The sequence below is a fragment of the Nostoc sp. CALU 1950 genome, from assembly GCF_051172895.1.
In the GTDB taxonomy this organism is placed as follows: Bacteria; Cyanobacteriota; Cyanobacteriia; order Cyanobacteriales; family Nostocaceae; genus Nostoc; species Nostoc edaphicum_A.
The window spans coordinates 34,601-48,985 of record NZ_JBDNJQ010000018.1; the positions used below are offsets into that span (position 1 = coordinate 34,601).

19 protein-coding genes are annotated in these 14,385 nt (G+C 40.2%); 4 read left to right on the top strand and 15 right to left on the bottom strand.

Annotated elements, in window-relative coordinates; translation table 11 throughout:
* Positions 1–226: 226 nt before the first annotated feature.
* The 3 genes from ABF638_RS07900 (at position 227) to ABF638_RS07910 (ending at position 2,787) form a co-directional block, all read left to right on the top strand.
* The gene (locus ABF638_RS07900; protein WP_435021735.1) at positions 227–1,084 is read left to right on the top strand and encodes a nitrate ABC transporter ATP-binding protein; all 858 of its coding nucleotides are present in this window, start codon (positions 227–229) and stop codon (positions 1,082–1,084) included.
* Positions 1,085–1,253: 169 nt separating this feature from the next.
* Positions 1,254–1,733, top strand: coding sequence for a YbjN domain-containing protein (locus ABF638_RS07905; RefSeq protein ID WP_435021737.1), 480 nt, complete (start codon positions 1,254–1,256; stop codon positions 1,731–1,733).
* A gap of 583 nt (positions 1,734–2,316) precedes the next feature.
* Positions 2,317–2,787, top strand: a complete 471-nt coding sequence (locus tag ABF638_RS07910; protein ID WP_435021788.1) for a hydrogenase maturation protease — start codon at positions 2,317–2,319, stop codon at positions 2,785–2,787.
* Between the two features lie 49 nt (positions 2,788–2,836).
* Here the strand turns inward: ABF638_RS07910 and ABF638_RS07915 are convergent, their stop codons facing one another.
* The 4 genes from ABF638_RS07915 to lysS form a co-directional block, all read right to left on the bottom strand.
* Positions 2,837–3,211, bottom strand: a complete 375-nt coding sequence (locus tag ABF638_RS07915; RefSeq protein ID WP_435021739.1) for a hypothetical protein — start codon at positions 3,209–3,211, stop codon at positions 2,837–2,839.
* Positions 3,212–3,229: 18 nt separating this feature from the next.
* Entirely contained in the window at positions 3,230–4,516 is a 1,287-nt protein-coding gene (locus ABF638_RS07920; RefSeq protein WP_435021741.1) for a SagB/ThcOx family dehydrogenase, read from the bottom strand.
* Positions 4,479–4,967, bottom strand: coding sequence for an ankyrin repeat domain-containing protein (locus tag ABF638_RS07925; RefSeq protein ID WP_435021743.1), 489 nt, complete (start codon positions 4,965–4,967; stop codon positions 4,479–4,481). The genes ABF638_RS07920 and ABF638_RS07925 overlap by 38 nt, the downstream gene beginning before the upstream one ends.
* 328 nt (positions 4,968–5,295) lie before the next feature.
* On the bottom strand, positions 5,296–6,435 hold the full coding sequence (gene lysS / locus ABF638_RS07930) for a homocitrate synthase (RefSeq protein WP_435021745.1): 1,140 nt from the start codon (positions 6,433–6,435) through the stop codon (positions 5,296–5,298).
* Between the two features lie 429 nt (positions 6,436–6,864).
* Here lysS and ABF638_RS07935 point away from each other — a divergent pair, with 429 nt between their 5' ends.
* Positions 6,865–7,074, top strand: coding sequence for a TOBE domain-containing protein (locus tag ABF638_RS07935; protein ID WP_334696543.1), 210 nt, complete (start codon positions 6,865–6,867; stop codon positions 7,072–7,074).
* A 50-nt stretch (positions 7,075–7,124) separates the two neighbouring features.
* Here the strand turns inward: ABF638_RS07935 and ABF638_RS07940 are convergent, their stop codons facing one another.
* From ABF638_RS07940 to ABF638_RS07990, 11 genes are all read right to left on the bottom strand, one after another.
* Entirely contained in the window at positions 7,125–7,385 is a 261-nt protein-coding gene (locus ABF638_RS07940) for a FeoA family protein (protein ID WP_435021748.1), read from the bottom strand.
* A 103-nt stretch (positions 7,386–7,488) separates the two neighbouring features.
* A complete protein-coding gene (locus ABF638_RS07945; protein WP_069069799.1) occupies positions 7,489–7,788 on the bottom strand; it encodes a 2Fe-2S iron-sulfur cluster-binding protein in 300 nt (99 codons plus the stop codon).
* A 228-nt stretch (positions 7,789–8,016) separates the two neighbouring features.
* A complete protein-coding gene (locus ABF638_RS07950; RefSeq protein ID WP_094327427.1) occupies positions 8,017–8,388 on the bottom strand; it encodes a HesB/IscA family protein in 372 nt (123 codons plus the stop codon).
* Between the two features lie 112 nt (positions 8,389–8,500).
* A complete protein-coding gene (locus ABF638_RS07955; protein ID WP_435021751.1) occupies positions 8,501–9,304 on the bottom strand; it encodes a HesA/MoeB/ThiF family protein in 804 nt (267 codons plus the stop codon).
* A gap of 10 nt (positions 9,305–9,314) precedes the next feature.
* Complete coding sequence (gene nifW / locus ABF638_RS07960) at positions 9,315–9,632, bottom strand: nitrogenase-stabilizing/protective protein NifW (RefSeq protein ID WP_114083655.1); 318 nt, start codon at positions 9,630–9,632, stop codon at positions 9,315–9,317.
* Complete coding sequence (locus ABF638_RS07965) at positions 9,629–9,844, bottom strand: CCE_0567 family metalloprotein (protein WP_099099960.1); 216 nt, start codon at positions 9,842–9,844, stop codon at positions 9,629–9,631. Before ABF638_RS07965 ends, nifW begins: the two co-directional genes overlap by 4 nt.
* Positions 9,845–9,972: 128 nt before the next feature.
* The gene (locus ABF638_RS07970) at positions 9,973–10,449 is read right to left on the bottom strand and encodes a NifX-associated nitrogen fixation protein (RefSeq protein ID WP_012407193.1); all 477 of its coding nucleotides are present in this window, start codon (positions 10,447–10,449) and stop codon (positions 9,973–9,975) included.
* Positions 10,446–10,859 carry a nitrogen fixation protein NifX gene (gene nifX, locus ABF638_RS07975; RefSeq protein WP_012407194.1) on the bottom strand — a complete coding sequence of 138 codons (414 nt, stop codon included), beginning with the start codon at positions 10,857–10,859 and terminating at the stop codon, positions 10,446–10,448. Before nifX ends, ABF638_RS07970 begins: the two co-directional genes overlap by 4 nt.
* A 244-nt stretch (positions 10,860–11,103) precedes the next feature.
* Positions 11,104–12,441 carry a nitrogenase iron-molybdenum cofactor biosynthesis protein NifN gene (nifN, locus tag ABF638_RS07980; protein ID WP_163926946.1) on the bottom strand — a complete coding sequence of 446 codons (1,338 nt, stop codon included), beginning with the start codon at positions 12,439–12,441 and terminating at the stop codon, positions 11,104–11,106.
* Complete coding sequence (gene nifE / locus ABF638_RS07985) at positions 12,442–13,824, bottom strand: nitrogenase iron-molybdenum cofactor biosynthesis protein NifE (protein ID WP_435021755.1); 1,383 nt, start codon at positions 13,822–13,824, stop codon at positions 12,442–12,444.
* A 110-nt stretch (positions 13,825–13,934) separates the two neighbouring features.
* Entirely contained in the window at positions 13,935–14,282 is a 348-nt protein-coding gene (locus ABF638_RS07990; RefSeq protein ID WP_435021757.1) for a Mo-dependent nitrogenase C-terminal domain-containing protein, read from the bottom strand.
* Positions 14,283–14,385: the final 103 nt, after the last annotated feature.

A 14,385-nucleotide genomic window follows, 5' to 3' on the forward strand; every position in this document is an offset into this window, starting at 1 on the left:
TTGAACTGGATGCATCCACCTTTTATCTCCGTTAACGAGTATCTGAACTGGATGAATCCACCTTTTATCTCCGTTAACGAGTATTTGAACTGGATGAATCCACCTTTTATCTCCGTTAACTAGTCTTTGAACTTCATTAAGAAACCTCTAGGTTGCAGCGACTAGTCCCCAATACCCAGTCCCCAATACCCAATACCCAGTACCCAATACCCAATCCCCAAATACCATGCAAAACCGCAACTCAACAGCTACAAACACACTAGGAAAACCATTACCCCCTGCAAGCACCAGCCGCAAACCTTTCCTAGAAATTAAAGACGTTACCAAAGTCTACCCGACAAAGAAAGGCCCCTTCACCGTACTCGACGGCGTTAACCTCAACGTCGAACAAGGCGAGTTTATTTGCGTCATCGGCCACTCCGGCTGTGGCAAATCGACACTACTAAATATGGTATCCGGTTTTAACTTTCCCACCTCCGGGCAAGTTTTACTAGAAGGAGAACCAATCACCAAACCAGGCCCAGACAGGATGGTTGTCTTCCAAAACTATGCCTTACTACCTTGGCGAACTGCTTTTGAAAACATCTACTTAGCTGTCAACGCCGTTTATCCCAACAAACCACAAGCCGAAAAAAGAGCGATCGTCCGCGATCATTTAGCAATGGTGGGACTGGCTGATGCAATGGAAAAGAAACCAATGCAAATGTCCGGTGGAATGAGACAACGGGTTTCTATCGCCCGTGCTTTGGCGATTCGTCCCAAAGTTTTAATTTTAGATGAACCTTTTGGGGCGCTGGATGCCATTACCAAAGAAGAATTACAGGAAGAATTGCTGAAAATTTGGGGTGATAACCGTTGTACAGTGCTGATGATTACCCACGACATCGACGAGGCACTATTTTTAGCGGACAAATTGGTAATGATGACTAATGGCCCTCATGCGAAAATTGGTGAAGTTATGGAAATTCCTTTTTCTCGTCCGCGCGATCGCAGCCGGATCATGGAAGATCCACAATACTACCAACTGCGTAACTATGCCTTAGACTTTCTCTTTAACCGCTTTGCCCACGATGACGTAGGTTGAGCCAATAGTTATCTATTTTTTCAGAATAATTCTTGTTCTTCCCGTTACCATACCAGATGGTGGCGGGAAGAATCAGTAAGGGCAATTCATAAATTGCCCCTACAACTGCGTCCACAAGTTATAAAGTATGTGTAGATAAAACAGCGAGTATGTTGAGAAAAAAATCTGTATGACAAGCTACCCAGAAACCCTAACTAGTAACGAATCCGTTAATGATTTAATCGCCGAGACAACAACCATTAACCATGTGGAGGTAATTGAAAATGTCATCGACTCTTTGGAACAAGATGATAGTGCAATGGTTAGCCACACTCCAGAGGCTGGTTATCTCTGGAAGTTTAAGTACGGAAGTGTGCAAGTATTTGTCCAACTCAACGGGACAACCGATGAAGACACTATAACGGTTTGGTCTGCGGTGCTAAATTTACCTGCCAAAAATGAACCTAAGTTGATGCGGTATCTTTTGGAGTTGAACTGCTCTAGTACTTTTGAAGCGCGTTTCGGTATTATTGAAAATCGGGTGGTTGTAATATCGACACGCACCTTAGCCGAGTTATCTCCTGGCGAAGTGTCTCGGCTAATTACCGTTGTGGCAACGATCGCAGATAATAACGATGAAGCCTTACAAACTGAATTTGGTGCGACTTGACTAATCGCTTCACTTCAGTAGGAGTTATGAGTTGCACTATTTTCCCAGTGCGACCCATCAGTAAGTATGGTTTGCTGCATTACTTGTTTTAGTCGATCAATCTTGATGATGAACTGAATTTGTTAAGTCAGTCGATTGAAATGACTTTTTCCTCTATACCAATTAAAAAGCGCCTGGGAGTGTTGCCGTGTTTCCACCCCAGACGCTTTTTATTTTTAACTTGCTCCTCACACAACTAGATAGTATCATTGCTTCCATCAAAAGGCGAGTATTGTGAGTGACACTTTCAGAACTGCACCACCATTTGAATTTGGGCTTATATTGCCTTGACTTGAGCTATTAGAGCAAATATAGGACTCATATTTGATTTCTGAAAAAACTTAGTACAACTAAGAAGCCTTCTTGACTGTTGCCTATTGCCTGCCTACGCAAATTAGTTCAGAAATCAAAGCGGATTCCTATAAAAGAAGTAAGTATAGATTTGTAGCGTGGGCATAAAAGCTTAATAGAATAATTAATGCCGAATGCTCAAGTAGTAGCAGATAGATTTAATGTAATGACACAGATAATTAAATATCATCTTATGCTAACTATTATTGGTTGCGGAAATCTCAATCGCAGTGACGACGCAGTAGGCGTAATCATCGCCCAACGCTTACAGAAATATCTAGCTGAAAACCCTCATCCTCATGTGCGAGTTTATGACTGTGGCACCGCAGGGATGGAAGTAATGTTTCAAGCTAGAGGTAGTAAACAATTAGTAATTATTGATGCAAGTTCAACTGGTTCTGAACCCGGCGCTGTGTTTAAAGTTCCAGGAAAAGAACTGGAAGCTTTGCCAGAACCTAGTTATAACTTGCACGATTTTCGTTGGGATAATGCTTTAGCCGCTGGAAAGAAAATCTTTCAAAATGACTTTCCCGAAGATGTGACAGTTTATTTAATTGAGGCGGCAAATCTTGGTTTTGGACTAGAGTTAAGTCCTGCTATTAGACATTCTGCTGATTTGGTTTTTGAAGAGGTAGCTGCACTTATCAGCCAGAATAATAAGTAAAAATTCCTAACTCTTGTACAGACGCGATTAATCGCGTCTCTCCAATCTTTTATGCCCAATCCCGATAAACAGAAAGTTCATCTACTCTCATTTCAAAAGGTATACCTTGACTTTCTGGCGGACAAACACGGATTTTTGCACTGTTAACAATTCCATATAGTAATGTCCCCATTGGCACAATTTTTTGTAAAACACGCCAATTAATAACTTGATCGGGACATTCAATTACCAATGTCAGAGCATTGGCGTGGGTTGTGACATACCACCGACAATCAGACAGCAGATTTTGAATGGTGCGATCGCAAGCGTCATAAAAGTATCTACTAATAGAATCCTCTAATTGCTGTCGCAGTATAATATCTGCCGATGTCGGTTGCATAGGATGTGAGTCATCACTATTAAAGTAATACATCTTTTTAGCCATCTCTCTTTAGTTTCCTACTTATATTCCAATTGCCATCCCATAAAGTACATCTTTATTTGTCTCTAATAATTCTTGGGTTTCGTCATCATAATAAGCACCAATTCCACTACACTGAATTCCCAAATAATTACTAGTTAAATAAAGTCTCTGTCCGAGAAAACCAGCTATTTGCATAGCAGTTTGATAATTTAAATAATCTGACACAAAAAATAAAGTTACAGCGCCATCTTTAGCAATAGCCTGATTGATACATAAGTAACCTGTCTTTTCACTAAAATTACCTGTCTTAATCAGATTTGTTCCTTTATATAACCCAGGTGTCATTCCATTTACTCGATGCACCACTGAGTAAATTTCTATTTCCTCATAATTTTCTGTCGGTATTTGCTGCTGAAGTTGCTGCACTATATATAAATAATCTTCTTGAGAAATAGGCTCTTTCCGGAAACGTCTAATAGAACGTCTATTCCAAACAGTTTGATGAAATTTATCCTGATCAAAATCAAATTGAGGATACTCTAATTTTTGCTGGCGGCTCTTTTGTAGAGTAGTTGCTTGATAGGCATCTTCAATAAATTGATTAGATTCAAAATAATCAGTACCACAGACAAAAGGAATTTTCAGCCTTAAGTGTCTGATTTTCTTGTCTTGTACTTCTCCTGACACCACACAAGCAGTGATAAACTCTTTATTCTCAAATCCCAAATCTGAATTGAGCGAAAGTTTATCAAAGTCGAAAACTAGTTGTATATTTCGGTTGTGGAGAAAAGCTGAAGCTGCGATTGCACCTAAATGGTGTCCGCTATCTAATAAGCAATATCTTATGCTTCTATTTTGATATTTCCAGCTAGACCTATAATAAACAGAACTAATTAAAAAGATGAATCCATTGATACTTTTACCCGGTATAATATAACTCTCTAACCCATCATCAATTAATTCATAGATGAGAGTTAGACAATTATTCTCAACTTCTAGATGGTATATACCATCTACCATTCCCTCAATCCCGCGAACCTGTACGTAAACTTCTGTAGGATACAGAGCGCCTGCTGATGGATTCACCCGCAATTTATAAGGGCCATCTTTATACACTTTTTCCAGGGTTATCGCACTGGTTAATGAGATAAAAGAATGAACAGGATTATTGAGATTTAATTTCACTCTCCGATAAAACTTGGGATAAACTTTAAATGAAGATGGCTGTGTTGAAGCATCTACATAATTTGGATCAAGTTGTACCGATAAGTAAGAATGCTTGGTAGCGTCATGATAGGCTTTTCCCGATATCTGACTTGATGGCATTTTTAAGTATCCTTAAAACTTCTACATTGCTAGCAAAATCTATCGCTTTATAATCGTCTAAGTTTTTTAAATATAAATTAGGATGATGTTGTAAAAGTAACTTGACGACTTCTGTCTTTCCGGCTGATGCTGCGTACATTAAAACAGTTGCACCATTATCATTTTGGTTATCGATGTTAATGTTGACAGCCAGCAGCAAATTAATTAAATCGTAGTGATTACCAAAACAAGCAAACCACAAAGCGTTGTTGCGATCGCTATTTCGAGCATTGATATCCACACCTGCATCAATTAGTTCTTTGACGACTACATAAACTCCTTCTCTTGTAGCTTTCATCAAAGCTGTATCGCCATTTTCACCTGTCTGATTTAAATCACCAGGATTATAGCCTTTTGCTATTAGCCATTGGGTTGTTACGTCACTCATTTTTTGACTGTTGGTTCGATTCATAACTACTCGCTCAGTTAATTTTTTTACTAATATAAATTTGCTTGGCAAATAGAATGGTGAGCATTGCTCACCATTTTTGCAAAAATGTTATTTAAATCCTTTTAACTTAGATATATGCTATCAATTTTATAAGTTTAAATTATGAATCATTTATAAAGAACAGCAAACATTCTTCTTAAAAAAGCTTGAAAAATAATGGAAAAGCAGTAATTTTTACAGTTTTCTTCCATAAGATAGATTAATAGCAGATATAGATGGATTTAGATCCCCGACTTCTTGAAGAAGTCGGGGATCTGCACTTGGAGATTAAGTGCGTATATTTTAAAATTTACTGGCAATGATAAGAATATAAAATATTGTCTACATCTTCGATGGTAAGACTTTGTTTATCAGCTAAAGCTTTCAACCTATGAGTAATATCTTTAAGCTGGGATAAATTAAAGGAAAGTCCTAATTCATTAGCTCGGTGATTAATCGCTTGTTTACCAGCTAATTTATGATTGATTAAAATTGAGCGAGTTACACCAAAACTCCGGGGGTTAATAGCTTCATAAGTCTCAGAACTATTGAGCATAGCTTTAGTATGAATACCAGCTTTATGACTAAAAGCACTCTCCCCAAAAATACAGTGATTAAAAGGAATAGAAATTCCAACTTTTCTCGCAACTAATTCATGCAAGTAAGCCAGTTCTTCCAAGCGATATTTACACTTAATCTGCTCCGGATTTGTAGCATATAACCTAGCGATAAATCCGGCTAGTGAGGTAATACCATTGCGTTCACCAATACCAAGCACACAAGTATCGATATGAGTCGCTCCTGCTTCCAGTGCTGTATAACTGTTAGCATTTGCACATTCTGTATCATTATGACCATGAAACTCAATATCTAAATTGGTGAACTGGCGCAAAGTCTTCACTAATTCAAATACTTGCATTGGGGTACTAATTCCTACTGTATCGGCAATTCCTATGCGTTTGACAACTCCTAATTTCTCAATCGCCGAGTAAATTTTTATTAAATCTTCTGTGGAAGTGCGTGACGAATCCTCAGCAGAAAAACGTAACTCAATATTGGGAGCTTGCTGATGAATAAAAGTTAAGACTTCCGATGCTAAATCAATAATTTGATTAATATTTTTACCATGACTGAACTGACGCATCAAAGAAGAACTACCTATAGTTAAATTAATCCCAGCTACACCTGTAGCTAAAGCAACTTTAGCATCTTCTAAGTGACAGCGAATGTGAGTTAAGATTTTGGAAGGTAATCCTAACCCAGCCAATCGTTCACAGTCTTGTCTAGATTGAGGTGAAGCAATTGGTGAAGTTAGCTCTATATATTCAACTCCAAATGCACCAAGCGCCTCAGCAATTTCGACTTTATCATCTGAGGAAAAATTGGCTTTTATAAATTGTTCACCTTCACGGAGAGTACTTTCTACAATTGCAAATTCAGATAGCGACATCGAGCAATCCTTGTGTTAATTATTGCTAAGGATATTTACTTGTTAATTTTTATATTAACAGATTTGCATAATCGAGAAATAATTACTTTGTCTGATTATTGGAGACTAGCTATAGTATCAATTATAAGAGAGCGATCGCTTGTATCCATCGCTTCTAAAATTTGTTTCCTAGGAACTGAATCATAATAATAACAGCTATACTAATATTGATAATAAGATCCATCAATATTAGTTTTGTTTAAATTGTTTTATTTTATGCTTTGCAGTAAATGACCACGCATTTTTGTAATACTCGTCAAGTAGAGGTAACACCATTAGATAAATGATAATTATTTCAAAAATATTAAGATATCTTAAAGAAAGCTAGTTTTAAAATCAAAGCTTGCTATTTTACTAAAGTAAAAATAGTTAAATTTGGTAAGTAAAAACATGGAAATTAGCGCTCGTAATTCTCTTAAGGGTACTGTGAAAAAAGTTGTACATGGTTCAGTTAATACTGAGATAACTTTAGAACTAGCACCAGGAGTAGAGCTAGTGTCAATCATCACAAAATCATCGGCAGAAAAGCTAGGGCTTGCAGAAGGGAAACAAGCTTATGCCGTAATTAAAGCATCAGATGTAATAGTTGCTGTTGATTGAAAAATAGAGTGGCTTGTAAAGTAAGCCACTCTATTTTTCATATCCAAATGTTAATTAATTGTATTATCAAAAATACGAACGTAAATGGCGCGAACGCTTCCTATATCTAGTGCCAAATCTGTGTTTCCAATTGTGATAATCAAAGAGGGTAAGTTTTGTTTTAACGTGATAGTAGCCCCTGATATTATTCCCATTGATATAAGTTGTCTTAAGATTTTTTTATCCTGACTTTTACAGAAAGTGACGATTCCTTGCTCTCCTATTCTCAATAATTCTAATGAACAGCCAGTTACACTAAAGCGAGTAAACATTTTAATTATAAATTAGGAATTGTGAAGGGAAGAAGGAAGTATATTTTCATCCTTCATCCTTCATTTTTCTTTGGTCGCTAAAGGCAGCAACCAAAGTAATACTTTATACGAGATACGCTTCTTGATGTGTTTTGATTGTGCAATTAGAACGAGGATAAGTTACACAAAGTAGAGCGTATCCTTTAGAAACCTGATCATCATCTAAAAAGTTTTGATCGTCTTGATTAACTTCACCTTCGACAACTTTACCAACACAGCTAGAGCAGGAACCTGCATGACATGAAAAGGGCAACTCAATACCATTCTCTTCTGCTGCTTCCAAGATTGTCGTCTCTTCGTCAACTTCAATTGTGGTGTCGATGTCTTCTTTTTTGTTGATTAATCTAACTTGGTAGGAAGCCATTTTCCGATTCTCCTCAAACGTTATACAGTTGGTCTAATTTCTGAAGTTTTTGAGCAACCTATCCTACTTTTTGCTTCTTTTCTTCTTACAGAGATGCAAAGTTTAGTCGGCTTCTCTATAGGAATAAGGAATGCAACGCGAACTAGAAACTACCTCAAAGGCATTTAAACTCTGCGGAGTGCGTCTATGAGAAGCCTCTATAACTGACCTAGCACTAACGGAATGATGTTAGCTGCAAGGTACACCAGTAGGCGTACCGTCGTCTGTTTTGAAGGACTTTCCACAACCGCAGGTATCAGTTGCATTGGGGTTGATGAATTTAAAACCGCTTTCCATCACTCCCTCAACGAAGTCAACAATAACTCCGTCTAATAAGGGCGCACTTTTGGCATCAACGTAAACCAGCACTTTGCCTTGCTGGCTTACTAAATCATCTGGTTGGGGCTTGCTGGTGATATCGATCGCATATTCGTAGCCACTGCAACCACCATCTTTTACAGAGATGCGGACACCTTTAGTTGCGCCATTAGCATCGGGTGCGGAACCTTTGAGGAATGCCCGCAGATGAAATTCTGCTTTTTCTGATAAAATAACGGCCATTAAGTCTCCTGATTTGTAGCGATTAGTTGTTCTGATTTCAGGTGGGGATTGTCATTTGTCAGTTGTCCTTCGTCATTTGTCTTTTGTTATTCACTAATGACCAATGACAAAATTAACTATTCTGTGCAATACCTGTGGGTTCCATCGAATTAGCTTGTGCGTGTCTCCAAGGCGCACTATTGCCGCATACTGGACAAGAGCGATCGCGGTGAGAACGGCGTTTAGCAAATTCCATCCGATTTAGGTCGATTGTCAGCAATTGCGATAATAGAGGCTGACTAAACCCGGTGATCAGCTTGATAGCTTCCAGTGCTGTTAAACAAGCTAGTGTTCCAGAGACAGCGCCTAGAACTGAAAAGCCGCGCTGATCCCACTCAGGCTTTTCTGGAAACAAACAAGATAAACAAGGAGTCACACCAGGAATAATCGTTGTTAGGTAAGCCTCCATCCCGTTCATTGCAGCTTCCACCATTGGCTTACGCGATCGCACACAGGCTTCATTTAACAAATTGCGCTCTGTAAAGTTGTGGGCGCAATCAAGAGCCATATCAGCCGACTGCACTAACGAATCTACATTTTCCGGGGTGATGTAATCATGAACAATTTCCACTTGGACATCAGGATTAATCGCATCCAGAGTTTCTTTAGCTTTGAATACCCTTGGCTTACCTACCCAATCATCAGTCATGAGAACCTGACGATTCATATCATCTAGCCGCAAGTCACCACCCCGGACTAAGATTAGCCGCCCAACGCCTGCTACTGCTAAGTAAAGCGCCGCCGTACCGCCTAATCCCCCCACACCTGTAACCAAAACTGTCGCTGACTTCAGGCGTTTCTGTGCTGTTTCGCCAAAATTCGGAAGCATCATTTGGCGACGATAGCGTTCTAATTCGGTAGGCGTCAGGTTAACCAATTTATACCTCCTAATCAGAAGTGATTTCTGTCAGTGTGACTACATTTTTCGGCTTGTCGTTAAATACTTTGAACAGCTTTTGTTCGTAAGCTGTCGATTCGATAAATAACTGATAAGCTTTTTGCAAAGCCAAAGAATATTGATTTAATTTCTCTTCTTGACTCAAGTCAGGAGAATTATCATCAATTTCCTGCATGTGTTGAGAAAACTTTTTCAGAATATGTAGACGATGCACATTCACAACTTCTAAGTCGTAGGACATATTAAAGAATTGAAAAAATTCTTCTGCATCTACGAGCTTCTTGAATTCATCAATAGTTCCAGTCATTTAGCATTCTCCAATTGTTTCAGATGTTGCTTAAGTTCATCTAACTGGCGATAGATTTCATAAGTTGCAGCGGCAACATCCATTAGTTGTTTGTAATCTGTTGGCAGACCTTCAGCTAAATCATGCAGATCCATTTTCATTTGACCTGCTTTGCTGTTCAGCCGTCTGATTTGCCCTTGTAGTTCCTCAATACTCGTGTCTTCTGCTTGCACAATCAGCCACTCCTTTTCTAAAAGTTAGGAGTTATAAGTTATGAGTTATAAATTAAGAACTGTCAATTATGAATTATCAGTTAAAACTTAATTTAACTACTCCCTCCTAACTCCTAACTCCCAACTCCTTAAATTTTGCCAACTTCAGGAAAGCGTTTCGCCAAGTCAAGACCTTTTTTGACGTAGTTTTCTCCTTCTTCTGCTAATTTCTCTACTGAGTCAAAGCCAAAGCGATGAGCATCTCGCAAGGTTTTTACAGCTAGCAAAAGACGGCCAGAAAAAACTAGCGCCCAGCCAAATCCTTCATGGCTCAAATCAACTACAACCTGGGATATCAAACCTGTTTCTTGTTCAATTCCAGCAGCTACAGCCCGAAAAAATGCCATAATTCGTGCTTGTGTGATCGGATCAACTTCTCCCTCAACGGAGATTTCTCGTTTCTTTTGTTTGGTGACAATAAAGGGTTTGAGAATTAATTCATCCGACCAACTGCGATAAACTCCATAACTGTCTTGACCACGGATTTGTTTAATTAATACCTTCAGAAAAGGTGAGTTCAAGACTTCAGTTGTAGCAGTTCCGTTAACACTATTATTTGTGGTCATACTGTTGCTTCGTCTTCAATTTCATCGGCAAAGTTTGTGGTTTTTGGCTGTAAAGCTTTACGCAACCAAGGTGGAGGATTACCTTTGAGGGTTTTCACTAACTTATTTAGCACTTCGCTAATTTCTTCTTCTTCTGATCGCGCCTTCACTGGGGTGACACCTTTCTTGATTAACCGAGCGGCGGCACTACCACCAATTGCTGTTACGTAAACAATCGTACAGTCGCCTATTGCTTCAAGTTTTGGGGTGATTTTGTCTTCGTTACCATCTTCTTTGAGTTCGCCTTCAAAGGTGAGGGTTTCTACGAAGTGATATCCCTCATCGGTAATTTCGTAAACATCAATCATTTTTGCCCATCCGAAGTGGGCGTTAATATGAACTCGGTCGCTCGTCGTGAAGGCTATTTTCATTGTAATTCTCCTCTCTAAAGTTTTGAATTTTGAATTGGGAAGAAGGGATTCAGGAGTCAGGAGTCAGAATTCAGGAATAATTAAAGTTCGACTGGCAGAAGTAAATCTGCATATTTAGACCAATTCTGTTTAAGATGCGCCAAATTATATGAGGAACGAACCGCAAAGGACACAAAGGAAGAATTGGTATTAGTGGTTGTATTCTGAATTCTGAATTCTGACTCCTGAATTCTTGAAGAAGAATTCAAAACTCAGCGCTCACAGTTCCGAACTCTTGGAACTGTTTAACTCTCGCTTCTTCTGCCTCTAAAAATAGGTTGCCGATGCCAAATAAAAGCTCCATCGTGCCTCGATAGCCAACTTTAGTAAATTGACCATTACCTAAGCGGTCATAAATGGGCAATCCTAAACGATAAAGAGGAATTGAGAGGCGTTTTGCGATCGCACCCACATTCGAGTTACCAATCAGCAAATCAGAACCGCCCGCTAGACTCTCAAAGTCTTCTAAGTCGCCGATGGTGATACTTTTAACCGGGAGTTTTTCTAAGAGGTGCGATCGCGTGGTTGTCACCACTGCATGAATTTGCGCTCCCATCGATTGCAAGAAATGCACGGTTGACCACAACAAATCTGGTTCCAGTGCTAAGGAAACTCGTTTTGCACCGAAGTAAAAATGAGTGTCCAACATCGCATCTTGCAACTGACGACGTTGGCGGCGGTATTTTTCGGGTACGCTGTTACCGCTCAGAATCGCCAATGCTTGGATAAATTCATCTACTGGTTCTAATCCCGTCAGTTCGCCAAACACTTCGTAAGGTGTGCCAAAGCGTTCTTCCAGAATCTTCGCAGCCCCCCGCATACTTTCACCCAATGCCAGGGTAAAGGCAGAACTACCTACTTCTCGTAGCTGTTTTAAGGTAGTTCCACTGACTGTAACCGCACTATAATTATCCTCTAAATGACCATCTAGAGAAGCGCCAAGGTCAGGTACAAAGATCGGCACTAATCCAAAAGACGTGACTATCTCTTTGATTTCCTGTACATCCCCAGGTGTGAAAGCAGAACCCGCCAAAATTGTGACTTGTTCAGTTCTGAGTCCACCGGCGCGAGGAATTTCCTTAACTATGCTTTCGACAGCAACAGCAAAGCCATCTTGCAACGCACCTTTAAAATCTGGGGTAGGTGCAAAAACGATCGCTAAATCATTCAATTCGGGATGGCGATCGCGGATTTCCTTAAGAAATCCCTCGATGTCATCTCCTCTAGTTTCCGTTAACCCAGTAGTACATAAACCAATAATTTCTGGATTAGCTTTTTCCACCAGAGTCAGAATTGCTTGCTCCACATTCTCTTCACCACCCAAGATTGTAGTAACTTCCGTCATCGCTGTGGTAGCTAGGGGAATCGCTTCCCGGAAATGCCGCACTAGGACAACTTTGGCGAAAGCAGTACAACCTTGAGAACCGTGGAATAAGGGCATTGTCCCTTTCAATCCCAAAAAGGCTAAGGTTGCGCCCAAAGCTTGACTCTGCTTGAGGGGATTAACTGTCAGTGCTTTGTTAGAAGCGGTAACGATCGCCATTTAAACTTCCTCCTCTTCTTCCCAAGGAGCCGGTTTGCGTATTTGTTCCCAAATCGGGCTATATAAAGCTTCGTACAGTTCCCGCGCCATCTCAATCATTCCCACATAACCTGCATAAGGATGGTGGCGTTCTTGGTTGATATCAAGGAAAGGAATTCGAGCTTTCAAAGCTGTGTATTGGTTACGTCCACCAGCAATCAGCATATCTGCGCGAGTGTCTTTAACCAGTTGTAGCAATTCTTGAGCGTTGCCTTTCTCCAGCATGATGCCATCGTTGCCAATCAACTTCTTAATTTTGGCTTTATCTTCTTCAGTACTTTTCCGAGTACTGGTAGCAACAACTTCAATACCTAAGTCCCTAGCAGCCGAGATAATCGACCAACTCTTGACACCACCAGTATACAAAACAACTCGCTTACCTTTGAGTCGAGCGCGATAAGGAGCCAATGCCAAATCTAAAGCAGCCGTTTCTTCTGCAATTAGCTTTTCTGTGCGCTCCTGCAAATCAGCGTCGCCTAATTTAGCGGCGATGTTTCGCAGACAGCGATTCATATCATCGATGCCGTAGAAAGACTCTTCAATGTAAGGGATGTTGTAACGCTCCTCCATCTTTCTCGCCATATTCAGCAGCGCTCGTGAGCAGATCATGACGTTGAGCTTGGCGCGGTGGGCGTAGCGAATTTCATTGTAGCGAGCATCGCCCGTAATTTTAGACAAAATACGGATGCCTAATTTTTCTAGCAGTGGTGTTACTCCCCACATTTCACCGGCGATGTTGTATTCACCGATTAAGTTAATATCATAGGGCGTTGTATGTTCCGGTTCTGCTGTTCCGACAACATATTCTAATAAAGATTCACCGCCAAAACGGTTGCCGAGATTTTTACTGCCAATGAATCCTGGAGCAATGACGGGAACAACAGGAGTACCAATTTTCTCAGCCGCAGCTTTGCACACAGCATCCATATCGTCGCCAATTAGGGCTGTAACGCAAGTGGCATAGACGAATACTGCTGCTGGTTGGTAGCGCTCGTGAAGTTCCAAAATTGCTTTGTAGAGTTTCTTTTCGCCGCCGAAGATGACATCATTTTCACCCAAGTCAGTCGTAAAGCCCATTTTGTAGAGTTGCGGGCCAGACGACAGACTACCACGACTGCCCCAGGAATTACCAGCACAGGCGATCGGCCCGTGGACTAAATGAGCAGCATCTGCGATCGGCACTAGAGCAATCATTGCACCATCAAAGGCACAGCCCCCTTGAGCCGCGCCAGGTTGTGCCTGTTGAGCGCATGATTTGTTTTTCTTTTCCGCTTGTTTGTGCTGATTATGTTCGCATCCTGTCTCAGTCAGCAGCTCGTTGATTTTTCCTTGGGTGCTTTTCATCTCTCTTCTCTTACTGAACTATGCCAATTTTGGATTTTGGATTGAAATAAAAATCTAAAATTGGCAATCTAAAATCCAAAATTGATTGACCAATGACTAATGACCAATGACTAACAAATGTATCTTGTGACATCCTCTCCACATACATCAGCGAGGTAAGATAGAGCGCGAAAACGCAATCCTACAAATTCGTCATATAAAGGATTGAGTTTACATAGTGGTGGGATATCAATAGTCTTCCCAAATAATTTAATTTGTCGCTCAAAGGGACAACAACAAGGAATTGTTTGGCAAATTAGATGAGCGATGCGATTATTTTTAACCTGAATTTCATCCACCACACGGCGTAACGGATTAAGAAGATTGTGGAACCACCCTGGTTTTTTCTGATTAGGTGGATGGTAATTAGGATGAGGATGAGTGTGAGTATGTTCGTGAGTGTGATTGATGGTTTCCATTATCAATTCCTTGGGTAAATGCTATCAAGAAAAAGGGGAGTTGGGGATTGGGAATTGGGTCTTGGGTATTGGGTTTGCATATTTCCCCATTCCCTATTCCCTA